The sequence below is a fragment of the Nocardia acidivorans NBRC 108247 genome, assembly GCF_001625085.1.
In the GTDB taxonomy this organism is placed as follows: domain Bacteria; phylum Actinomycetota; class Actinomycetes; order Mycobacteriales; family Mycobacteriaceae; genus Nocardia; species Nocardia acidivorans.
Window position 1 is genome coordinate 128,050 of record NZ_BDAW01000011.1, and the last position, 22,477, is coordinate 150,526.

21 protein-coding genes, 1 tRNA gene and 1 pseudogene are annotated in these 22,477 nt (G+C 66.7%); 17 read left to right on the plus strand and 6 right to left on the minus strand.

What is annotated here, in order from left to right; all coding sequences use genetic code 11:
* Positions 1 to 17 precede the first annotated feature (17 nt).
* The gene (locus NA10_RS05760) at positions 18 to 263 is read right to left on the minus strand and encodes a hypothetical protein (protein ID WP_067564378.1); all 246 of its coding nucleotides are present in this window, start codon (positions 261 to 263) and stop codon (positions 18 to 20) included.
* A gap of 229 nt (positions 264 to 492) precedes the next feature.
* Here NA10_RS05760 and NA10_RS05765 point away from each other — a divergent pair, with 229 nt between their 5' ends.
* On the plus strand, positions 493 to 930 hold the full coding sequence (locus tag NA10_RS05765) for an SRPBCC family protein (RefSeq protein ID WP_067564380.1): 438 nt from the start codon (positions 493 to 495) through the stop codon (positions 928 to 930).
* A 50-nt stretch (positions 931 to 980) separates the two neighbouring features.
* Here the strand turns inward: NA10_RS05765 and NA10_RS05770 are convergent, their stop codons facing one another.
* Entirely contained in the window at positions 981 to 1,241 is a 261-nt protein-coding gene (locus tag NA10_RS05770; protein WP_218021457.1) for a hypothetical protein, read from the minus strand.
* Positions 1,242 to 1,510: 269 nt separating this feature from the next.
* Here NA10_RS05770 and NA10_RS05775 point away from each other — a divergent pair, with 269 nt between their 5' ends.
* Entirely contained in the window at positions 1,511 to 2,314 is an 804-nt protein-coding gene (locus tag NA10_RS05775; RefSeq protein ID WP_067564384.1) for an acyl-CoA thioesterase domain-containing protein, read from the plus strand.
* A gap of 586 nt (positions 2,315 to 2,900) precedes the next feature.
* On the opposite strand, the gene NA10_RS38480 is transcribed toward NA10_RS05775, so the two are convergent.
* On the minus strand, positions 2,901 to 4,946 hold the full coding sequence (locus NA10_RS38480) for an HNH endonuclease signature motif containing protein (RefSeq protein WP_067564385.1): 2,046 nt from the start codon (positions 4,944 to 4,946) through the stop codon (positions 2,901 to 2,903).
* Positions 4,947 to 5,380: 434 nt separating this feature from the next.
* Between NA10_RS38480 and NA10_RS05785 the strand changes: the two genes are divergently transcribed.
* Both NA10_RS05785 and NA10_RS05790 read left to right on the plus strand, forming a co-directional pair.
* Positions 5,381 to 6,286 (plus strand): helix-turn-helix domain-containing protein, encoded by a 906-nt coding sequence (locus tag NA10_RS05785; protein ID WP_084514343.1) that lies wholly within the window; start codon positions 5,381 to 5,383, stop codon positions 6,284 to 6,286.
* On the plus strand, positions 6,283 to 6,474 hold the full coding sequence (locus NA10_RS05790) for a DUF397 domain-containing protein (RefSeq protein WP_067564389.1): 192 nt from the start codon (positions 6,283 to 6,285) through the stop codon (positions 6,472 to 6,474). Before NA10_RS05785 ends, NA10_RS05790 begins: the two co-directional genes overlap by 4 nt.
* Positions 6,475 to 6,492: 18 nt before the next feature.
* On the opposite strand, the gene NA10_RS39090 is transcribed toward NA10_RS05790, so the two are convergent.
* Positions 6,493 to 7,134: a DUF8175 domain-containg protein gene (locus tag NA10_RS39090; protein WP_084514344.1), complete on the minus strand. Its 642-nt coding sequence runs from the start codon at positions 7,132 to 7,134 to the stop codon at positions 6,493 to 6,495.
* Between the two features lie 308 nt (positions 7,135 to 7,442).
* On the opposite strand from NA10_RS39090, the gene NA10_RS05800 reads away from it, so the two are divergent.
* The 11 genes from NA10_RS05800 (at position 7,443) to NA10_RS05850 (ending at position 17,708) form a co-directional block, all read left to right on the plus strand.
* On the plus strand, positions 7,443 to 8,570 hold the full coding sequence (locus tag NA10_RS05800; protein WP_157556095.1) for a hypothetical protein: 1,128 nt from the start codon (positions 7,443 to 7,445) through the stop codon (positions 8,568 to 8,570).
* A gap of 22 nt (positions 8,571 to 8,592) precedes the next feature.
* The gene (locus NA10_RS05805) at positions 8,593 to 9,390 is read left to right on the plus strand and encodes a DUF8176 domain-containing protein (RefSeq protein WP_157556097.1); all 798 of its coding nucleotides are present in this window, start codon (positions 8,593 to 8,595) and stop codon (positions 9,388 to 9,390) included.
* 3 nt (positions 9,391 to 9,393) lie between these two features.
* Complete coding sequence (locus tag NA10_RS05810; protein ID WP_067564394.1) at positions 9,394 to 10,251, plus strand: MinD/ParA family ATP-binding protein; 858 nt, start codon at positions 9,394 to 9,396, stop codon at positions 10,249 to 10,251.
* The gene (locus NA10_RS05815) at positions 10,248 to 10,877 is read left to right on the plus strand and encodes a hypothetical protein (RefSeq protein WP_157556099.1); all 630 of its coding nucleotides are present in this window, start codon (positions 10,248 to 10,250) and stop codon (positions 10,875 to 10,877) included. The genes NA10_RS05810 and NA10_RS05815 overlap by 4 nt, the downstream gene beginning before the upstream one ends.
* A 17-nt stretch (positions 10,878 to 10,894) precedes the next feature.
* Positions 10,895 to 12,607: a cutinase family protein gene (locus tag NA10_RS05820; RefSeq protein ID WP_067564397.1), complete on the plus strand. Its 1,713-nt coding sequence runs from the start codon at positions 10,895 to 10,897 to the stop codon at positions 12,605 to 12,607.
* On the plus strand, positions 12,604 to 13,440 hold the full coding sequence (locus NA10_RS05825; RefSeq protein WP_067564399.1) for a DUF8176 domain-containing protein: 837 nt from the start codon (positions 12,604 to 12,606) through the stop codon (positions 13,438 to 13,440). The genes NA10_RS05820 and NA10_RS05825 overlap by 4 nt, the downstream gene beginning before the upstream one ends.
* A gap of 99 nt (positions 13,441 to 13,539) precedes the next feature.
* Positions 13,540 to 13,612 (plus strand) — tRNA-Gly (locus NA10_RS05830).
* A 106-nt stretch (positions 13,613 to 13,718) separates the two neighbouring features.
* The gene (locus tag NA10_RS05835; protein ID WP_084514345.1) at positions 13,719 to 14,033 is read left to right on the plus strand and encodes a hypothetical protein; all 315 of its coding nucleotides are present in this window, start codon (positions 13,719 to 13,721) and stop codon (positions 14,031 to 14,033) included.
* Positions 14,034 to 14,113: 80 nt separating this feature from the next.
* Entirely contained in the window at positions 14,114 to 15,280 is a 1,167-nt protein-coding gene (locus tag NA10_RS05840) for a hypothetical protein (protein WP_067564401.1), read from the plus strand.
* A gap of 177 nt (positions 15,281 to 15,457) precedes the next feature.
* Positions 15,458 to 17,047 (plus strand): peptide ABC transporter substrate-binding protein, encoded by a 1,590-nt coding sequence (locus NA10_RS05845; RefSeq protein ID WP_067564403.1) that lies wholly within the window; start codon positions 15,458 to 15,460, stop codon positions 17,045 to 17,047.
* A 277-nt stretch (positions 17,048 to 17,324) separates the two neighbouring features.
* The gene (locus NA10_RS05850) at positions 17,325 to 17,708 is read left to right on the plus strand and encodes an Rv0313 family protein (RefSeq protein WP_067564405.1); all 384 of its coding nucleotides are present in this window, start codon (positions 17,325 to 17,327) and stop codon (positions 17,706 to 17,708) included.
* Here NA10_RS05850 and NA10_RS05855 read toward each other — a convergent pair.
* Positions 17,705 to 18,523 carry a hypothetical protein gene (locus NA10_RS05855; RefSeq protein ID WP_245677052.1) on the minus strand — a complete coding sequence of 273 codons (819 nt, stop codon included), beginning with the start codon at positions 18,521 to 18,523 and terminating at the stop codon, positions 17,705 to 17,707. The two genes, NA10_RS05850 and NA10_RS05855, sit on opposite strands and share 4 nt — an antisense overlap.
* Before the next feature lie 350 nt (positions 18,524 to 18,873).
* Here NA10_RS05855 and NA10_RS05860 point away from each other — a divergent pair, with 350 nt between their 5' ends.
* Together NA10_RS05860 and NA10_RS05865 are read left to right on the plus strand one after the other, a co-directional pair.
* Positions 18,874 to 20,091 carry an MFS transporter gene (locus tag NA10_RS05860; RefSeq protein ID WP_067564407.1) on the plus strand — a complete coding sequence of 406 codons (1,218 nt, stop codon included), beginning with the start codon at positions 18,874 to 18,876 and terminating at the stop codon, positions 20,089 to 20,091.
* Positions 20,088 to 20,626 (plus strand): annotated as a pseudogene (locus tag NA10_RS05865) (GNAT family N-acetyltransferase). Before NA10_RS05860 ends, NA10_RS05865 begins: the two are co-directional and overlap by 4 nt.
* Here NA10_RS05865 and NA10_RS38490 read toward each other — a convergent pair.
* Positions 20,602 to 22,368, minus strand: a complete 1,767-nt coding sequence (locus NA10_RS38490; RefSeq protein ID WP_067564410.1) for an ABC-F family ATP-binding cassette domain-containing protein — start codon at positions 22,366 to 22,368, stop codon at positions 20,602 to 20,604. The pseudogene NA10_RS05865 and the gene NA10_RS38490 sit on opposite strands and share 25 nt — an antisense overlap.
* Between the last annotated feature and the right edge of the window lie 109 nt (positions 22,369 to 22,477).

The following is a 22,477-nucleotide window of genomic DNA, read 5'->3' on the forward strand; positions in this document are numbered from 1 at the left end:
GCCTCGGGATTGAGCGCTCAGTGGGCGGAGAGGCTGCTGAGCACCCCGTCCCAGTAGCCGCCGCCGAACGCGCTGCCGAGCGTGGCCGCCGAACTGCCCGCGTTCACCGAACCCGCGCCGATGACATTGCCCAGATCCGCCGCCGAGCCGGGGGTGATGTCGACCTCCGAGGCGGTGAGCGGAAGACCCTCTGCCGCAGCGGTTCCGGCCACGCCACCGAGGAGGGCGCAGGCGGCTACGCCGACGAGAATGGTTCGCTTCATGAAATTGTCCCCTTGTCAGGTTGCCCAGGCAGAAACGGTGCAGTCCCGCGCTGCCGCGTCAGAGCATATGAAACATTCCTGATTCAGATGGCTTTTTCACGTGGCCGAAATAGGCCATCGCCGCGGCCCAGAATGTCGCTGCCTTGCATAACGTTTCGATGCCCGATTGGTACGTTGGACCGGATCGTCAGGCATGGCATGGTGGTGAAGACGGCAAGGGGTAGCGGGCATGGACGATGCGGCGTTGAATCCGGCGGCGGTGGAGATCGGGCGGTTCTTCGCACGGCCGCCGGAGGTGGTGTGGGAGGCGCTGACTCGCCCCGAGGTGATGGAGCGGTGGTTCGCCCGGACGGTGGGATTCGAGGCCGAGGTGGGGACGCGATTCATTCTGGTCTTCCCCACCGAGCCACCGTCCGAGGTCGCGGCCGAGGTGCTGGTGGCGCGGCCCGGGGAGCAGTTGACATACAGCTGGATCTATATGCGCCCCGAGAGCAAGGTGCGGTGGGTGGTGGATTGGACCGTGCAGCCGCAGGGACGCGGCACCCGACTGCTGTTGACGCAGACCGGGTTCGATATCGAGGACAAGCGCGGCAAGATGGCGCGCAATGCGATGGAACGCGGGTGGCGCAATCTCATGCCGAAGTTGGCCGCGGTGATCGAGAGCTGAGATCTTTTTCGCGGGCGCGCAGGATGTCGACCGAGACATCGGTGCCGGGCTCACCATCCGCCGCCGGATACTTGGCCTAGACGAGGTGGCCAGTTCGGAATCGGGGAAACCGCCTTGCGGTTCACCCAGAATTCACCCTCGTCGAGGGCATATCCGGACACGTAGACGAGCCCGGTCACATTGTCGGTGACACCCGCGACGGCGATGACCGCGCCACCGAAGGAACATCCGGCCAGCAGCACCGGCCCGTCGATCTGCTCCGCGAACGATTTGATGTAGGCCGCGTCCTCGGAGAGGCTGCGGTTGAACACCGGTGGAGCCAGCACACGATTCCCCTGGGCGAGCAGGCGCTCGGTGACCGGGCCCAGCTGGCGGCGTCGGCGAAGGCTCCGTGCACGAGAACGACGGTTGTCGGCGAGGACATGAGATTCCTTTTCCCTCGCTGCGATGGAGGTCGATTGCGCTGTACGCCATCCAGTCTCGATCGGCGGTCCCGGTTCGCGCCCCTCGCTACGGGCCGTGAATACGGCAGATCAGGACATGCTCTAATGCTGAGAGATCTTGAAATCAGGAGGGGAATATGGTCGCGTTCTTCACGATGGAAGACGGCCGGTTCACGGCTACGCCGATGGCGGTGAGCGCCTGGAGTTCGAAGCAGGTGGCGGGGACGGGGGTGTGCGGGTTGCTCGCGCGGGAGATGGAGACGCTGTCGCCGGGGGTGGGGTTCGTGCCCGCTCGGTTCACGGCGGATCTGTTCCGGCCGGTGCTCAATGAGCCGATCGTGGTGCGCGGTGAGATCGTGCGGGATGGGAAGCGGGTGCGGGTGATCGATGCCTCGATCGTGCAGCAGGGTGAGGTGCGGGCGCGGGGCAGCGTGATGTATTTGGCTGTGGGGCAGGAGCCTTCGGGGCGGGTGTGGCAGGCGGAGCGGGAGTTGCCGATGCCGGAGCGGGAGTTGAATACGCCGGGGGGTGATGCGCCGTTGTTCAAGAGCGGGGAGTTCGAGTGGAGTTCGGACTTCGCGTCGGGGCAGACCGGGGAGCGGAAGGCTATTTGGCAGAATTTGCCCGCTTTGGTGGAGGGGGAGCGGATTTCGGCGTTTCAGCGGGCGGCGTTCATCGGGGATACGACGAATCTGGCGTGCAATTGGGGGACGGAGGGGGTGGGGTATATCAATAGCGATGTGACGGTGACGCTTTCGCGGGTTCCGGAGGGGCATGAGGTGGGGTTGGTCGCGGTGGATCGGGTTGCTTCGGACGGGGTGATGGTGGGGACCGCTGTGATGTATGACCGGAGCGGGGTGTTGGGGACGTGTGTTGCCACGGGGGTTTCCAATGTTCGGCGGCAGGTGGATATGGCGGAGTTTTCTGTCTCTCGTGAGTAGAGATGGGGGCGTGGGAGTTCTGTGGCCGACCCATGTCGGTTTGGTTGCGGGCGGTTTTGCGTTTGCTCAACCGGGCTGCGAAGCAGAACTGGCAATGCTGGTTACCTCGTCTGCCGTACCCGGCTTTCGCTCCCCCATGGGGAGACGCGCTCTCACGACCCAGCCTGGCTGGGTGGCCGTGGGAACCTTCAGAACCAAAACAAAGGACGCCAGGACGAGAAGAACACAAGGGCCCCGCGGGCCCAGAACCCCTCCACCACAGCACCTTCAGAGCCTCCAACGATCGGGACGCACGTTAAGGGGTACTGGTGTCATGATTTGCCCGTTTCCCTGTCCGAGTACCCCCTGATTACCTGTCCAGCCCGTCGAGGGTGTTGTTCTTCTCCTCTGGGCGTCTTTGGGGTTGTGGTTCTGAAGGTTCCCACAGCCAGCCAGGCTGGGTCGTGCGAATGCGGCTCCCAACGGGTGGCTCGAGCCGGGTACGGCAGGGGAGGTTCCCACTCCGGAAAATCGTGGCATTCTTCCGAACCCCGCTGGAACGCAAGGTCTTCTCGGAAATCCGCTACGAAGGCCCCGGGCCGCCAACCTACTCCCCCGCAGAGGAAACCGAGACCGCCAACGGACCCAACCGCGAGCGGTGCCGTTGCGCGGCAACATCATTACGCGCATGGATCTTCGCCAACCCGCTCAGCAGCTGCCCACGCAGATCATGACGTCGATTCACCTTCGGCACCCCCGACGGGTCCACCGTCGGCGGCGCGATCCAGCCGGTGCGACCTGGGAACTTGTGGTCCGAGGGCAGTTTCACTGTTTTCCAGCCACCGGGACCGTCGTGAATCAGGGCGTGGCAGGAATCGCACGTCAGAGTGAGGTTCTCGATATCGGTGCGGCCGTTCTTGGCGTAGTCGGTGACATGGTGCACGGCCGCGATCGAGGCGGGCGCATTGCATTCGGGGCGGGTGCAGCCTTTTTCGGCGGCGATCAATGCCAAACGCTGTGCGGGACTGGCCAAGCGGCGGCCCCGGCCCAGACGCAGGGGCATGCTCGCGCCGTCGAAGATCGCCAGCCATGGGCGCGAACCCTGGGCGAGTTTCAATGCGTCGGGGATTGAGACGGTGCCGCCGGTGGCGGTGGTCGCCACGCCGGCGGCCTGCTCGACCTCGGCCAGGGTCATGGTGATGATCGCCGCGACCGGGAGGCCGCGGTGGGTGCCGAGGGCGGTGGTGTCGATACCCAGGCGCAGGATGCTCAGCAGCGCATCGTGATTGCGTTGCGCGGCCGTGCGCGTATCACGCGCGGCGGCAGCTCGGAGCAGCTCGATATCGTCCACACCGTTCACCCCATCCGCGGAACCCGGACTGACGGCGGCGACACCCGCGACAGTGGCGGCAGCGCCGACCGTCGCGGCGCTGGTGGACGTCGCAGCAGTCGCGACGGCGGCAGCGGTAGCAGCGGTCGCGACGGTAGCAGCGGTCGCAGCGGTCGCAGCGGTCGCGACGGTGGCGGCAGTCGCAGCGGTGGGAGCAGTCGCGGCGGTAGCGGCAGTCGCGGCAGTCGCGGCGGTGGGAACAATCACGGCAGTCGCGGCAGTCGCGGCAGTCGCGGCGGTGGGAACAATCACGGCAGTCGCGGCGGTGGGAACAGTCGCGGTAGTCGCGGCGGTGGGAACAGTCGCGGTAGTCGCGGCGGTGAGAACAATCGCGGCGGTGGGAACAATCGCGGCGGTGGGAACAATCGCGGCGGTCGCGGCGGCGGGAACAATCACGGCAGTCGCGGCGGTGGGAGCAGTCGCGGTAGTCGCGGCGGTGGGAACAGTCGCGGTGGGAGCGGGGGTGGGAACAGTCGCGGTGGGAGCGGGGGTGGCGGAGGTGTTGGTCGCAGCGACTATGCCGGGGCATGGGCTGTTTGGATCTTCGGGGTTGCACATGCCGGGGCGGGCGAACTTGGCCAGCAATGGGTCCAGCAGGGCGCGCAGTTCCGGGGTGATCTCGCCGGTCAGTTGGGACATGCCGTCGACGCGTTGTTTGCCCAGGGTCAGGCCGCGGCGGCGCTGGCGGTCCCGGTCGCGGGTGAGGGTGCCGTCTGGGTCGATGCGGGCCATGATTTCCTCGCCGAGGCCGGGCAGGGCGTCGGGTGAACCTTCGCGGGCGTAGTCGGTGAGGATCTGTTCGGCGTTCTCGCGCTCGGGGTCGGTGGTGATGTCGGGGAGGCGGTTGATGATCCATGCGATGCGGCGGGCGTGGTCGACCGAGATCGCGCCTTCCTCTTGTGCGAGAGCCACATACGGCAGTGCGGGGCCCACGTCCTGACCCTGCGGGGTGAGCTGTGGGCTCAGCTTTTCCGCCGCGCGGACTCGGGCCAGGGCGTCGGCGTGACTCAAATGCAGGGTGCGTTCCAGATAGACGGAGGTTTTGCGGAAACCATTGCGATCGGCCAGCGAGCGGCGTTCGGTTTCGGCGATCAGGCGATGCTTGACCGTTTCCAACTGGCGCAGTGCGGTTTCCACCTCGCCCATCACCCCGACGAACTCGGGATCGGTGAGGGGGTAGAAGGATTCCTCGATGAGGGTGCGCACCGATGTGAGCAGCGCGTGCGCGCCGTTCACGATACCGGTTTCCCCCTTTGGAATCATGCCTCAATTTTACCCGCGTAAACCACGCCGCGAAAGGCGAAAGTCATTGTGATATAAGGTTATTCAGAAGGTATGGCCTTTCATTTCGCGGGCGGGGGCGGTGCCGGGCTACGGGGTGGTCGAGGGGGCGGGGGATGGTGAGGTATCCCCCGGTGGTGAGGGTGAGTCGGAGTAGGTGGGGCTCCTGGGAATCGCGTTCGCGGTAGAAGCCCCAGCAGGACCAGATGATCACCGCCGCGCAGAGGGCGAGGATTGCGAGTAGAGCCCATGCGTCCCAGGACATTTCAGCCTCCGGTGGGAGATGAGTGGGTGAATCGTTCGTGGACTCAGATTGATTCAAGTGGCACTACTACCGAGGCAATTCCAGATAACCTGGTGGCAATCCGTTGAGGGGTATTCCAATACGGGGCAACCCGGATAGTGAGGCTAAAGAAATGGCCGGAACATCACTTCCCCGCAGGGCGCTGGGGCGCACGCTTCGCGAGCACCGAATCCGTTCAGGCAAAGGCCAATTGGTGGCCGGGCTCCACATCGAGATCTCACCGCAGAGCGTTGGCCGTATGGAAGATGGGCGGAAGATTAAAATATCGACGTCTCAAATTCGGGACCTCTTGGATTTCTACGGGATCACCCACCCGAGCGAAGAGCGAGATGAGATTCTCGCGCTGTGGGAGGAGGTCAAGCAGCAGGACCAAGCGGCCAAAACACAGGGAACGACCAAGGGGTGGTGGCGGTCTTACAGCGATCAGTTCGCCGCACACTTCGATCACTATCTGGATCTGGAGTCGGCGGCCGATCAACTTACGACACACCAGCTTTCGCTGGTACCGGGCCTGTTGCAGACGTCCGCATATCGCCGATCCCTGACGGTCGCCGCCGATCCGGAACTCTCCGCCGTCGATGTCGAGCGCCGACTCGAACTGGCCGCGCGCAGGCGAACGGTGCTCGACAAGGACGGATTTCGAATGAAAGCTCTACTGTCGGAGGCGGTTCTGCGACATCAACCCGGTGGCCCGGTGGTGTTGGCCGAACAGTTGCGGCACCTCATCGAAGCCACCGAGCGCGACAATCTCACGATCCGAGTCGTGCCGTTCACCGCGCCAGCGCCGCTCGGACTGGTGGCGCGCTCGTTCGCGCTGCTCGAATTCCCGCCGCTGGCAAGTCGATTGGTCGAACCACCGGTGGTTTATGTCGATGGCTACGAGGGCGCGCTCTATCTGGAGCAGAGCGATGTCATCGATCGGCACCGCCGGGCGATTGCCGACCTCGAACAGGTAGCGTTGAGTGAGGATGCCACCAGAGATCTGGTGTGGAGTATCGCGAAGGAGCACGCGGAGTGAATAACGATCTGTCCCAGGCGAAATGGTTCAAGTCCAGCAAATCACCGAATGCCTCCGAATGCGTCGAGATCGCATTCGTCGACAGCTTTGTCGGCGTCCGTGATTCGAAGGATCCGAGCGGTCCGGCGCTGGTCTTCTCCGCCGATCAATGGGATTCGTTCCTCGCCAGCGGGGTCTGGGAGCGCTGAGCAGCCAACTGGAGTCGCCTAATTGGGCGGCTCCAGTTTGACCGCCCCTTCCGGAATAGCCGGGATCGACTGCACGGTAACCGTTTTGGAGTTCGGGTCGGGGAGGCGCAGACGCCAGTCCTCGGCGGACCATTCGACCGTTTGGAGGGTGGCGGCGATGCTGGCGTCGGGATAGGTGGTGTAGATGGTTATGTCGGTGCGGATGGGGTCGTAGGTGGCCATTCTGTAGCCGGAGATGCGGGGGGCTACCGCGGGGTCGGCGGGGGCGGTGACCGAGATCTGGGCTCGGGACAGCACCCAGGAGTCCTTGGCGGGGCCGGGCATGAGGGATTGGGAGGCCACGTCGGGCCAGGCGCTGTCGGGGGCCAGGGAGAGGCGGACCGTGTGGTTGATGGCGGCCAGGGCCGCGCCCTGGGGAGTGTGCGAGTAGCCCGAGGCGGTGGTGCCGATCTTGGTGGGGCCGTCGTGCGCGCCGATGGGTAATTGGACGCCCTGGAAAGGTTCCCAGTGCACGTCGGCGGGGGCGTGCGCGGGATCGGGCGGGGCGAGGCTGGTGGTGGTGACGCCGGTGCCGCCGATATCGGCGCAGGCGGTGAGAGTCAGGGTGGCGGTGAGTGAGAGCGCCAGGGTTAGCGCGAAGGATGCTGGCCGAGCACGCATGGGAATTCCTTCCGGGAACCGGCGGGCGGGTGAGAAATACTGCGGCGCACGGTTCTTGCGGTGAGCGGATGCGATCGTACGATGCGGAATCGCGTACGCAGAAGAATTCGTTCCGACTAACCCGTATCCAGTTGTGAGGAGCGCGGTTCCGGGTAGGATCGATCCGGAAACATGATCATCGCACGGTGGTGGGGTTCAGTCATGGGTCAGCTGCGGTGGATTCGACACCAGGCGCGAATAGCGCTGGTCGGCAGGGGGTTTCGGGCGGGTCAGCCCGCGCTCGACCGTTCTGGTAAGGGGAATGGGTAATGAATTCCAAACGAACTTCACTCGCATTATCGGTTTTGCCGATAATGCTCGTCGCCGGTCAGGGCATCGCCGGAGCCGCGCCCGGCCAGCCGGGGCTCGCGGTTCCCGGGGAGGGTCAACCGGGGTTGAGCACCTCGCCCCAGCAGCCGCCCGCGAATACCGCACCCAGCCCGGCGGACTGGATTCCGGACCCGCCCATCGCCCCGCCCAGCCGGCCGCGCCCGCAACAGCAGACCAAGCCGGATACGAATACGCTGGTCCAGCCGAAACCGCAGACCGTGCAGCCGGATACGACCGAGCCGGAACCGGAAGCGGTACAGCCGCAGAATCCGAATCAGGAAGTGATGCCGAGTGACCCGCACAAGTTGCGGGTGGGCACCAGTTCGGTTCAGCTGCCCGACTTCATCGATACGAAGTCCCGCGACAAGGCCCAGGCATACCTGGACATGGCGGAGTGGCAGATCGCTGCTGCGTACGACGGCATGGGCTACTCGCGCGAAGAATCCGACCGCCGGGCCGCGTCAAGCACGGTAGGTGCGTTGGTCGGTGGTGGTGTAGGAACGGTTGCGCCTGCGGTCCTTCTACCTTCTGGCTGCATCACTGGAGCAGTGGTTGGCGCTATTGCTGGTGGTGTAATCGGCGGACTACCGACTGCGGGTGTTGGTGCCCCGGCAGGCGCAATTATCGGTGGCGGTACTGGGTGTCTAGTCGGCCTTGCGGTCGGCGCGGCTGTCAGCGCCCCTGCGTGGGCTATCGGTGCCACGCTGGGAGCTCTAGGTGCCGGTGCGCTCAGTGGCGGTGACGCCACCAAACCACCGCCAGCCGATCCGGCGACGATCGATCAGCCTGTGGCGGCACCGGTTTCAGCCCCCGCCCCGGTCTCCCCCATCGTCCCCGCCGTGGCTCCCGTCCCAGCGGCCCAACCCGTCTACGACGCCGTAGCCCCCGTGGCCCAGCAGGTAGCCCCGGTCGTGGAGCAGGTCACCACCCAGGTCACGCAGACCGTCGATCAGGCGGTGCAGACCGTCGAAACCACCGTCGACTCCCTGCGCTCCGCCGTCGCCCAGATGCCGCCTCTGACGCCCGAAACCTTCCTGGCCGCGCTAGCGCCCGCGCCAGGTGCCTGACGAGAAAGCATTGGGAGACGCCGTGATCGAACAGGACGACCACCGCACGGCGCCGCGACCACCATTACCCGCGTTACCGCCGACCGCTCCGAAACCTCGTTCCGCCGCCCAGGGCGGTCCGGCCTGGGCGCAGTGGCTCGATGATGCCGCGACCGTACCCGAGGAGGTGAGCGCGCAGGCGCGCGTCTCACTCGCCAAGGGCCCGGACGATATTCCCGAAGACCCCATGGCCCACCTCATGGCCGCCGCCCGGGAACGCGCGGAGCAGACCCGGCGGCGACGTCGGGTACGCACCCGGATGACCGTGGTCGCGGCGGCCGTCGCCTCGCTCGCCGTCATCGCGGTGGCAATGCTGGCGATCCTCACCCCGACCTCAGATACCAGCGCGACCCCGGCCACGGCATCGCTTGTCCCGGCGACGAATCCGCCCGCGCAGCCGGTCCAGCCCTCCTGGTGCCAGACCACCAGCACCGCCGATCACGTGAGCGGCGCCAGCGCGGGCGATACCAGCTCCGGCCCGGGTGTCATCCTGCGCCTGGAGTACGCCTGGTACGTGCTGCGCGATGCCTCGGTGGTCCGGAGTCTGCTCACCCCGGACGCGCAGGCCGCCCCGGAACAGGCCACCCGCGACGCCATTTCGGCGGTGATGGCCGGAACCCAGCACTGTGTGAGCATCACCCGGCTCACCACCGATCACTGGGATGTCACCGTCAATGAACTCCGCCCGGACGGCTCGCAATCGTCCTGGCAGCAGATTTTCACCACCGTCACGCGCGACAACCAGGTGTTGATCAGTTCGATCATCGCCGGCGGCAGGTGAGCGATGGTCGATGTCCATGACCTGATCCGCCGCGCCACCGAACCCGAGGCCGAACCCGCGCCGCGCACCCCGATCGGTAAGCCCACCGATCCGGTGCCGCTGCGCGGCGGACAGGGGCGGCTGGTGCGTGCCGCGGTGCCCTCGGTGCTGGTGCTGGGCGGATCCGGGTCGTCCGGATCATCGACCACCGCATTGGGATTGGCCGCGGCCGCCGCCATCGACAGTGAGGGCGAGGTATGGCCGGTCGCGGTCGACGCCACCCTCGGCGGCGGGGATCTGGCGCGACGCGGCTGCGATACCGCGCAGCCGGTGAGCACCATTCAAACCTGGCTGGTGTCGGCGCATCCCGAACTGCCGTCCAGCGTCGGCGCGTGCGCGGGGCAGGCCAGTACGGGCGTGCGGGTGCTGTCCCGCGGCCCGGAGGCGCTGCCGCGACGGGAAACGCTGGTCTCGGTGGCGCGGCATCTCGAAACCGCCGGGCTGCTGGCCATATTCGACGCGGGCGCACCGGTGACCTCCCGGCTGGCCGCTCCCCTGCTCGCCGATCCGCGGGTCGGGTTGGTGATCACCGTGGCCGCGCGACCCGATGCCATCAACCGGCTGCAACCCGCGCTCGAATGGCTGGACGAGAACTACAGCGAATTCGTCGTCGGCGACGCGGTGATCGTGCTGACCGAGCAGACGCCGGGCTCGGGCACGGCCATCCTCGCGCATGTGCGGGCGCACCTCGGCGAATGGGTGCGCGCGGTGCAGTTGGTGCCCTTCGATATTCACCTCGCCAGCGGCGGACTCATCTCCTGGCATCGACTGGCCGCCGAAACGCGCGATGCGTACCTGGCGCTGCTGGGGGCGGTGCGATGACCATGGTCAGCCTGCCCCCGGTGCCCATGTGGCAACGCGCCGTACCGAATCGGCCCGCCCGCCCGCCGCTGCTGTGGCTGGTCGGCGTGCACGGCGGTGCGGGGGTGAGCAGTCTGGCCGCCAGTATGAGCTGGGCCGGGGACGCCGGACAGCGCTGGCCCGCGCGCATCGGCATCGGCGCGGATATGGACTCACCGCTGGTGGTGCTGGTGGCGCGCACGCATATGCGCGGGATGAACACGCTGCACCGCGCGCTGATCTCGCATGAACAGCACGCCACGCCCGCCGGGAGCGAAGTCGTCGGGATCATCACCGTCGCCGATTCCGCACGCCCACTGCCCAATCCGGTCATCGAACGCCGCGACGACGCCGAGGACCTCGCGCGCGAGCTCGGCGCGCAGGTCTGGCGACTGGGCTGGCTGGAGCAGTGGCGGGCGCTCGAACCTCATGAAATGGCCGCGTGGAATCCGACCGTCACCGTCTCACCGGTGGATGAGGGCGATCCCACGCGCACACCGCCACAACCGGTTCGGCATCTCGCCGAGCAGATCCTCACCACGGCCCGCGCGGCCGGGGCGCGGATCACCGCAGGCGCGCAACCAGGCGCGAAGACCGCGAGTCCATGAGCTGAACGAGGTGCGGCGTGGTCCGGAAACTGCTGCTCATCATTACCACCGCGGGGCTCTTCACCGCGGTGACCATCGGCGGGGCCGGAGCCGGTCCGCCCAATACGAATCTGGCGCTGGACAGCTGCCCGGCGCTGTTCGCGCTCGGGGTGCAGGGGACCGGGGAATCCTCGCCCGATGCCGCGGTGACCACCGATACGGGGATGCTGTCCACGGTCTTCCGGCCGATGATGTCCGAGGCGTCGGACGCCGGACTGGTGGATCGCGCGTACGTGCCGTACGAGTCGTCGTTCGGCGGGGCGGTCATCAGTGACAAGACCACCTACTCGCAATCGGTGACCAATGGGCTGGATCGCTTGCGGTCCATGGCGAAACAGGTCGCCGATCGCTGTTCGAACACCCGGATCGCGGTAGCTGGATATTCGCAGGGGGCACATGTGGCCTCGCTCTTCGCGCAGGAGGTCGCGGCGGGCAAGGGCGTCGTCCCGGCCGACAAGGTCGCGGCGGTCGCGCTGTTCGGCGATCCCACGCGCACCGCGGGAGCGGCCATGTTCCCGGGCAAGCCGGGGCAGAAGGAGCCCGATGCCGCGCCCGGCACCAGCGGCACCGAAGTCGCGAAGCTGCCGCCGCCACCGCAATCGGATCGGCCGCCGACCGGATCCGGTATGGGGACCGCGGCCAATATCGGCAATGTCTCGAATATCTCCTCCACCCTCACCGGCGGGACGACGACCAGCGGCGGGGTCAACTTCGGGAGTCTGAGCGGGCGGGTTGCCAGCTTCTGCGCCGACGGGGATCTGGCCTGTGACGCGCCCGACAACGCGCCGCTGCTCAAGGCGGTCGCCAATATCGCCGGGCAGGTGGAGATTTCGGGCGGCGATCCGATCGCCTCGCTCAAATCCATTGCCGAGGCACTGGCTTTCACCTCGATCAAGACCTTCACCAATGTGGTGAACAATGACATCTCCGGTAAGTCGATCACCGATCTGTCGATCCAGCCGCAGAAGTCGCTGTCGCAGCGGATCGCCGACGCGGCCGATCCCAATACCTCGCTGAATCTGCCCGCGGCCATGCAGGCGCTGGTCAAGGTCGGCACCATTGCCTTCAATTCCGTGGTGGCCGTGGTGAAGAACGTGCTCACCGCCACCAATATCGCCGAGATCGCGGCGGCCGGACTGGCCAATCCCATTGCGGGACTTGCCCTGCTGGGCACCAAACTGGTCGGGGCGGTGGCGGATCTGGTGCCGCCCACCACCATCAGCAATCTCACCACGCAGGCGTTCTCGGCGCTGGTGCAGAACGTCACCGACAACAAGGATCTGCTGGACGTCACCACCTGGGTGCGGTACTGGAACACCGCCGCCAAGCATGACTACACCCATGCGCAGGGCGGCGGGTTCGGGGACAGCCCAACACAATTCGTCGGCACCTGGTTCGCGGCGCTGGCGCACGACCTGTCCTCGGTGAACAAGCCGGGAGCGGTGCCGGCCGGCGGAAGTGACAAGCCCGGCAACGGATTCGACTTCGCGCCCAGCAGCACGGTCACCACGAGCAGTATTCCCGGCGGCCAATTCCCGCTCGGCGGCGGCGATTCCGGCGGCGGGACCACCGGTGGGACCACCACCAGCGGGAGTGCGCCACTGATCGCCATCGCACCCGGCGTCTCGGTCGCACCGACCACCAGCGGGGCTCCCCTGATCCCCAACCCGCAACCTCAGGCGACGCGATGACCACACAGGAGCGGGAGCCGCTGACTCCCAGTCAGGACGAGGACGAGTACACCGGCGACTGGTCGGATTGGATCGCACCGGAACCCGAGCCGGTCGCCGCGCGCCACACCGAACCCGCGTACGACTATGACGACGAGTACGACGACGACGACTACTACGAACCCGAATTGCGGCCGCATGTCGGCGCGCGGCATCGGCGCACGGAACCGACGCGACCGCGGTCCGGGCCGCTGCGCTCGAAACCCCGGCGCGGGCCGTATCCCGCCTGGGCCGCACCACTATTGGGGGTGCTGGCCGTGGTCGCGGTCGTCGCGGCGGTGGCGGTGCAGATGGCCAAGATGACCCCCGATGACAAGAGCGGGCCGATGCCGACCGTGGCCGCTCCCCCGCCGACGTCGGCCGTCACCAGTTCGGCGGCGCCGGTGGCCGCGGCGAATCCGGCGCTGTGCCCGAATGAGATGAGCGGCACCAGCATTCGCGGCAATGGACCCGGTAGTACCAAGTCCGGTCCGGATGTGATCTTGGCCCTACAGAACCGGTACTACGTCGAGCGCAATGGCGAACGCGTGCACGAGATGTTCGCACCCGATGCCACCGCGCCCTCGGTCGCGGACATCCAGGCGGGCATCGACAGCATTCCGGTGGGGACCAAATACTGCGTGCAGATCATGCCGGGGCCCTTCGGCGGACAGCACATCATGGTGGTCAGCGAAACGCATCCGGACAATTCGAGCAAGGTCTGGCCGCCGCAGCTCGTTATGACCTCTACCAGCGGAGACAGGACGCTGATCGCATCGATCGTACCGTTGCAGGGCGAGACCGCGCCGCGCTGAGGACGGGGCGCGGCACCCCGTTTTGGCGGTTCGGCGCATTGTCGGCTAATGTCTTCTCTCGCACGCCGACGGAGCCGCGAGGCCCCGGAAGACGCGCAAGCGGATGTAGCGCAGCTGGTAGCGCATCACCTTGCCAAGGTGAGGGTCGCGAGTTCGAATCTCGTCATCCGCTCAACGGACTCGATGTCCCCCTCCCCCTACCGCCACGTAAACTCCTGGCGCGCAAGGGATTCAGCCAAACATTCCCGGGCATGTCGGGGTGTTTTCGAGGTAACGTCATGGGGGTGACCCCCATGCTCAGCGCCTTCCACGACACTGTGCTTCATCTCAGCGACAGCTCCGTGCTCGCCCAGATCAGCAATCCCACGCCCGAGACTCCGCCGGTGGCCGACAAGCTGCTGAAGCTGGTCCGGTACTTCACCTGGTTCGTTCTGCTCTCCGGCGTGCTGGGCATCACCTACGCGGGTGGTCGCTTCGCGTGGGAGAAGTGGTCCGGCGGCGGCCTGGCCTCGCCGAAGATGGTGGCGGGCGCGATGATCGGCGGCATTATCGCCACCAGTGCCGGAACCATCATGAACGCGGCCATCGGCTGATCGACCAGCCGACCTCCCGCAACCTGTCGGCCCCCGCCGCTAAGCTCGTCGAACAGACTGGCGAAACGGCAGGGGCCACTGTGACGAGTACTGAGCGTGCGGCGACAACCTTCGGCGGCGATGACTTCGGCCTGGAGGAGATCGACGAGGTGCTGGCCGCCATGGTCGGCGAACAGGCGGCCGAACGCCCGCGCGAGGGCGCGCTCATCACCTGCCGTCTCGGTTTGGACGGCGAACCACCCGAAACCCTGACCCTGCTCGGCGCGCGCTTCGGCGTCTCCCGCGATCGTGCGCGCCAGCTCTACACCCGCGCCGTGGGCAATATGGTGCGGGCCGCACAGCTCAGCGGTACTCACGATCTGAGCGTCTTCGCCGCCCGGTATCCGCTGGACTGGAGCGATGAGCGGCTGGTGCGCACACTGCTCGGCGAAACCTATGCCACCGACAGCGATATCGTCGCGCAGGACCGCGCGTATCTGAAGCTGCGCCTGGCCGGGCACGATCTGCAGGAGTCGAAGCGGTTGGCGGGCTTCGTCTTCCAGCGCATCGCGGGATGGCAGCAGAAGGGCCGGTGGCACCTCATGCCGCCCGAGCATCTGGAAGAGGTTCCCGCGGGCATCTGGAACCCCTGGCTGCACCGCGTGGAGTGGGCGGACAGGGCACCGGACGAACTGCCCACGGCACCGGCGCGAACCCTGGACCTCGTCGATGACGGGCGCGGGTCGATGTACTCCGAGAAGCTCTCGCGGGAAACGACTTTCGACACCGGATTGCAGGCGCGGCTGCTGCGTCAACTCGACGGGAGCGAGCGGGTCGAGAGCTTTCAGGAGTATCCCGCCGAGATCGTGTACGACATCGACGGCAGCGAGCGTTCGCACTATCCGACCGCCGTGGCACGTTTCACCGACGACCGCGTCGTGCTGATCGACGTAATCCCCTTGGCGCACACCGCGTTCCATGTGAATCGCGTGAAATCCGCCGCGGGCCGCGCGTACGCGCACGCGCGCGGCTGGGGCTGGCTGGTCTGGACCGGCGCGGAGCAGGGGGTCGCGGATCTCATGGCGCGCAAGGTGGACACCCGCCGGGAGAACCTGCTCCGCAATCGCCTGGCCGCCGGGCCGATGGATTGGACCGAGCTACGCCGGTACCGCGACGACACCGGGATCGAGCTGCTGGACCTGGCCGCCATGGTGCTGCGGCACCAATGGCGCTGGGACCGGGGGCCATTCCGGCTCACGCGCGGGTGATCCGACACCGGATTTCGTATTGCCGGGACGCGAATATGCTGAAACAAATACGATTCAAACCTGTGGTTGCGCCGTACAAGATCGCTACCCTCCCACGATAGCCGCAGCCGGGCGGGTGCTTCGGGCTTCGCCGCGGCCGTGCCGGACACGCTGGATAGGGGAAGAATCTTGAAGCGAATGTCGATCGCCGCCTTGTGTTTCGCGGCCGCGTTGGTCGCCAGTCCCGCCCTGACGGGGTGTTCCTCGAGCGGTGGCGGTGATAACGGATATGTCATAGTCAATGCCGGTGAGCCGCAGAATCCGCTGGTGCCGTCCAATACCAATGAGAACCAGGGCGGGCGCGTCGTCGACCGGTTGTTCGCGGGGCTCAAATACTACGACGTGGACGGCAAATCGTTCAATGAGATGGCGCAGTCGATCGATTCACCCGATCGCCAGCACTACACGATCACACTGAAACCGGATTGGACCTTCACCGACGGGACACCGGTCACGGCGAAATCGTTCGTCGACGCCTGGAACTACGGCGCGCTGGGCACCAATGCCCAGTTGAGCAGCTGGGTGTTCTCCCCCATTGCCGGCTACGCCGAGGTGACCGCCGATCCGCCCAAGGCCCAGACGCTGTCCGGGCTGAAGGTGGTCGACACGCGCACCTTCACCGTCGATCTCACCGAGCCGTCGATGGATTTCGAACTGTCGCTGGGATTCTCGCCGTTCTATCCGCTGCCCGAGGCGGCGTACAAGGATATGAAGGCGTTCGGTGAACATCCGGTCGGCAACGGCCCGTACGAGCTGACCAACTGGGACCACAATGTCGAGATCACCGTCAAGCCCAACGCGGGGTATCACGGTGGGCGGCCCGCGAAGAACAAGGGCCTGAAGTTCGCGATGTATCAGTCCTTCGACACCGCCTACGCCGATCTGCTCGCGGGAAACCTCGACGCGCTGGACACCGTGCCCACCAGTGCGCTGGAGACCTACAAGAAGGATCTCGGCGACCGGGCCATCGACCATCCCACCGCGCAGAATCTGCATATCGGGTTCCAGCCGAACCTGGCGCATTTCGGCGGGCCGGAAGGCGTGCTGCGGCGCAAGGCGATCTCCATGGCGATCAACCGGGGTCAGATCTGCGCCAATATCTTCCACGGGGCGCGGTTGCCCGCGCTCGACTTCACCGCCTCCACTCTGCCCGGCTTCCGCGGTGATCTGCCCGGTGTGCAGTGGCTCGAGTACAACCCCGACGAGGCCAAGAAGATGTGGGCGCAGGCCGATGCCCTCTCGCCGTGGTCGGGTGCCTTGCAGATCGCGTACAACGCCGACGGCGATCACCAGGCCGTCATCGAGGCCATCGCCAACAGCGTGAAGAACACCCTCGGCATCGAGGCCAGCGGATTCCCGTACCCGACCTTCAAGAACTTGCGCGACGAGGTCACCCACCGCACCGTCAACAAGGCGTTCCGGTACGCCTGGCAGGGCGACTACCCGTCCATGTTCGAATTCCTCACCTCGCAGTATCTGGGCGGGTCCGAGACCAACGACATCGACTACGCCAACCCGGAATTCGACCGCCTGCTCCATGCCGCCCTGGCCTCCTCCACCCCCGATCAGGCGTACGGGCTGCTGGCCCAGGCGCAAACCCTGTTGCTGGCCGATATGGCCGATGTGCCCGTACTCGAATACAGCGCCGCCGCGGCGCGCTCGGACAAGGTCAAGGCCAAGGTCACCTGGTCCGGACTCTTCGACTTCGAGAATATCGAGAAGTCGTAGCCCGGAGCAGGTTTGGGTGCGGAGGACGGTGGCACCACCGACTCATCCGACGACGGCGGGTGGGGCCACCAGTTCGGCCGGGGTCGTGGCACTGGTCGAATGGCCCCCGGTGATGGCCACCGGATACACGGTCGGGGCCATCTACCTCGTGGTCACAGTCACGCCCCGGGCAACGAATCCGAGGACGCGTCAATTCCGAAACGCACGTGGCGCGGGTGGGATCGCGCGAGGAGACTGGGGGCGGTAGCACCCACACTCGTCACCAGGAGCACCGGATATGGCAACCAATGGGCCCTTCGGGATCGATCCGGAAGACTTCGAACGCGCCCTGCGGGACGCCGGGATCGAATTCCGGGATCTGATCGGCAAAGCCGGGGAGTATCTCGATCGCACCACCTTGAATTCGCTGGTCTCGCTGCTCGGGCCGCTGGTGCAGGGCGGCCCGGCGCGCTCGGCCAAGCCCGAGGAACCGACCACCGGGGAGACCGGGAGCGGGGTGTGGGCGATCTACACCCTCGATGACGACGGGACCGCCCGCGTGGATCAGGTGTTCCCGAACGAACTCGAAGCCCTGCGCGCGCACCGGGACAACACCGATGAACGCCGCAGGGTGCGCTTCCTGCCCTACGGCGTCCCGGCGAGCGTGCTGGATTCGGACTAGCGGATCAGAATGCCCGCCGCGATGAAGGTGACGATGATCAGCAGGGCGAACCAGGAGATCAACTGCCAGTGCATGATCGCCGCCTTCTGACCGGCGACGGTAATGCGCAGGGTGGCGTCCACCCGGCTGTGATCGGCGATGCGGCGGCGGGCCTGGGCCAGATCGTCGGCCTGCTCCTGGGCGGCGGCCTCGGCGCGCTCCAGTCGATGGGTCAAGCGCAGCATCTGCTTGGTCTTGTCACGAGTCGCCTTGCGTGCCAACGCAAGCGCGGTGCGCTGATTCATGATTTCCTGGCGCTGCCGTGCGATGACGGCGGCCTGTGTCCGAGTGTGACGTTCCCAATCGGTCACCGTGGCCCAGCCTCCCGTGTGCTCGTCGCGGAAGCCGTACGCGACCTGTTCCGCGACCCATCCTGTGATTGAGTCCCGCAGCTCACAGGCGGATTGACTGGGTGAAACCACGCCAGCCGGGCCGGCGGAGAACATACCGCCCAGTACCCGGTAATCGCAGGCCGCGGGCGCGAAATCGTCTATGCCCAAAGCCGGTAGCTGTGCGGTCCAGAAACCGGGCGGGGTGATCCACAGCACCTCACCGCAGCCGTTGGACTTCAATGCCGCCGTCAACTGCCGAGCCCGGCCCAACTCCGGTGCCGCACTGCGCACCTCGATGGCGCAGACCCGATCCCCCTTGCGCCACAACAGATCCGGGGTGAGATCGCCGATCGACACATCCACTTGCGCGTCCTCCGCGCCCGCCGCCAGCAGCCGCGCGCGTAGCCAGAACTTGAGCCGCTGGGTGTCCCAGTGACAGCTCACACACCCCGGCTCCCGGCACCGCTCACCCGGTCGATGCCCGCGCGAATCCGGCACCGCCGATAACTGATTCGGTTCCGGATCGACGAGGGCCACCGATTGCCCGCGCGGAACTTCCACTCGCCTCGTGCTCACACGATCACCGCCCCAGCCACTTCTCATGAGCCGCTTCCGATGTACCCGGAAACCACCGGCTCACGCCGTACTCTCCAGAGTGCCGCAGCCCGGGGCCAACCAGACAGGAAAGCGGCAAGATTCGTTACGCAACCGCGAGCGCGGCGTAATGAACGGCCGAGCGGATTGTTATCGACGCCCGGGATGCCGGAGTCGATTGCCGCCGCTACTCTTTCGGGATGCTCGAGACCCTGAACCCGCTGCTCCGTGCGGCGCGCGCCGCCAATTCGGTGGCGTTCGCCCTCCAAGGGTTCTTCCTGGCCGTCATCCTGACCGAGCTGCCGCAGCAGCGCGACAAGTACGGACTCACCGATACCCTCATCGTCGCCGCTGTGGCGATGATCTCCGTGCTCGCAGGCGGCGGCAGTATCACCGCGGAGAAGATCGCCCTGCATTCGTCCAGTCGCACGTCGCTGCGGATCGGGCTGCTGCTCATCGCCGCCTCCGGTGTCGGGGTCGCGTTCTCGCCGAACAAGATCGTGCTATTCATCGCGCTGGGGGTGTACGGCGTGGCCGTGGGCATCGTGGACGCGGGCACGAATATGCAGGCGGTATTCATTCAGCATGGCTATGGGCGATTCGTGCTCTCGTCGTTCTACGCGGCGTGGAGTGGCGGATCGATTATCGGGGCGCTGTTCGTCTCGGCGTTCGAGGGCCTGGACGTACCGCTGTGGGTGAGCATTCTGACCGCCTCGGCGGTGGTGCTCGCGGGCGCGGTGGCGGCCGGACCGCGACTGCTCGGCACCGATGCGGCCGAGGCCGGGCCCGCCGAACAGGAGCCGATCACCTCGGTGCCGACGCGGATCTTCCTGATCTTCGGGGTGGTGCTGGCGCTGGCGTTCGCCATCGACTTCGCGGTCGGGAACTGGTCGGCGCTGTATCTGACCGATGTGCTGCTGTCCTCGTCGTGGGCGGCGGCGCTGGCCTTGGCGGCGTACCAGGGCGCCTCGCTGCTGGGTCGGCTCACCGGCGATATGTGGGTGCGCAAGTACGGGCCGCGCGCGGTGGTGCGCGGCGCGTCGGTGGTGGGTTCGATCGGGCTGGCGGTGGTGGTCGCCGCGCCCGCGCCCGTGGTCGCGATCATCGGATTCCTCATTGCCGGAATCGGATTGCCGCTCATCGCACCGCTGTGCTTCAGCGAGACCGGGCAACTCACCAGCGGACGCGGGCTCGATGCGTTGATCGCCCGGCTGAACCTGTTCAACTACGCGGGGACGCTCGTGGGCGGCGTTGTCGTCGGGGCCATTTCAGCCGGAGCGAATCTGCGGGCCGGATTCGCGGTGCCGCTGCTCTTCGCCCTCGTGCTGATCGGGTTCGCGCAGGTCTTCCACACCCGCACCGGCGGAACCGGAGCGCCCGCGCGGGCCGCGACGGAGCATGCTTCACTGGACGAGTGAGCAACTCTCCAGTGACCATTGGACGCGCCGGTCACGGCGATGCCGGAACATGAGCGAGGTCGCCGCGGCGACATTTCCGCTGGCCTGCCCGCCGGGGTCGACGCCCGCCGATATCGCGGCGTTCATCGCCGAGTGGCTGTCACCGGAGCGGTTCGAGGAGTACCTCGCCGATCCGGATCGGATCGTGCTGAAGGCGGTCTCGGACGATCGGATTGTCGGCTACAGCCTGCTGCACACCGCCGAACCCGCCAATCCCGATGTCGCGGCGGTGATTACGCTGCGGCCGGTGACCGAGCTCTCCAAGATGTACGTGCTGCCCGGACACCACGGCAACGGGGTGTCCGGGGAACTCATGACCACGGTGCTCGAGACCGCGAAGGCCGACGGCAGTGCGGCGGTGTGGCTGGGCGTGAATCAGGAGAACGTGCGGGCGCAGCGGTTCTACCGCAAACACGGGTTTGCCATCGCGGGTACCAAAACCTTTCTGGTCGGGACGCAGTCGCACAGCGATTACGTCATGCAGTACGCGTTCTGAGTCGGGCGCATTTCGAGAATGCGGCCGTGGAAGCGGTCGCGCATGCGGCGGTCGTGGGTGACCAGGACGACCGCGCCGGGGAAGCCGGTGAGGGCCTGTTCCAGGTCCTCGACCAGGGCCGGGGACAGGTGGTTGGTCGGCTCGTCCAGCAGCAGCAGATCGGCGGGATCGCTGACCAGCCTTGCCAATTCGATGCGGCGGCGTTGACCGAAGGAGAGTTCGGCTACGCGCAGGGACAGATCGGCGGGGCGGAACAGGCCGAGGGACAGGAGTTCGTCGGCGTGCTCGTCGGGGTAGCCGATGCGGCCGGAGGCGTAGGCTTCCAGGACGGTTCGGTTTGCCGCCCAGGGGGATTCGTCCTGACGTAGGTGGCCTACGCGGCCTCGGATGGTTACCTCACCGGTGTCCGGGGTCAGCTCGCCCGCCAGTACACGCAGCAGGGTGGTTTTGCCTACTCCGTTCGGGCCGGTTACCAGGAGGCGTTCGCCCGCGGTAATGCGCAGGTGGTGCAACTGGAGGCGTTCGGGGACAACGATATCGGATAGGTCCGCGATGACTGCGGGACTCTCCTGCGGGGTCTGGATCCCGGCCGAAAACCCGCCGGGATGACGGGGGGTGGCGTCGCCGAGATGAGGAGGGGTGGCGTCGCCGAGATGGCGAGGGCTGGCGTCGCCGAGATGGCGAGGGCTGGCGTCGCCGAGATGGCGAGGGGATGTACGGGTAAAGGCGCTGAACTGGAGCGGGTCCGCAGGTGCGGCAACAGGATTCGCGGTCAGTCTGGCTACTCTTTCCTTGGCGTTGCGGATACGGGATTGGGCGCCGTGGCCGCGGCTGCGGGTGCGGAAGGGGCCCGCGGCGAAGACCGCCAAGGGCAGTTTTCGGGGAATGGCGTCCAGGCGGGCCACATTGGACTCGGCCAGGCGTTCACCGCGGGCCAGTTCGGCTCGCCAGGTGTCGTATTCCTGCTGTTGGCGTTGGCGGGCAGCGGCTTTGGCGGTGAGGTAGCCCGCGTAGCCGTTGCCGTGACGGGAGACCCGGCCCGCGTCGACTTCCAGGACCACCGAGGTGATGCGTTCGAGGAAGACGCGGTCGTGGGTCACCGCCACCACCGTGCCGCGGTGGGCGCGGAGTTGGCGTTCGAGCCACTCCACGGCCGCGTCGTCGAGGTCGTTGGTCGGCTCGTCCAACAGGAGCAGTTCCGGTGCGGAGGCGAGGGTTCCGGCCAGGGCCAGACGTCGCCTCTCACCACCGGACAGCGTGCCCAGCAGGCGATTTCGGTCCAGGCCGGGGAGGCCGAGACCATGCAGTGCGGCGTCCACCCGCTGTTCGGCCGTATATCCCCCGCGCGCCTCGAACCGGCGCACCAGGTCGTCGTAGACGGCCAGGCGCTCACCGAGCGAGCCGGGTGCGACGAGTGCCAGTTCGGCCTGCCGCATGCGGGTTTCGAGTTCGCGGAGATCGGTCAGTGCCAGGTCGATCGCGTCGGCGACCGTGGCGGTCGGGGGCAGGTCCAGGCTTTGCGCCAAATAGCCTGTACCGCCCGGTGATTGGACGATGACCTCACCATTGTCGGGTGTTTCCCGACCGGCGATCAGGCGCAGCAGCGTGGATTTTCCGGAGCCGTTGTCCCCGACCACGCCGACCTTGTCGCCGGGGCGGATGGCGAGGCTGACGCGATCCAGGACGACGCGGTCGTCGTATCGCTTGGTGACTTCTCGGAGGGTGAGTTGCGCGGTAAGCATGAATATCCCCTGTTCTCGGCAGGAAAGCCGGATCGCTCGGAACCCGCGCGAAAGACACACGCCTACAGGCGGTTACGTGCGGGTGATGATTCGCGGCGGAGCTAGGGCT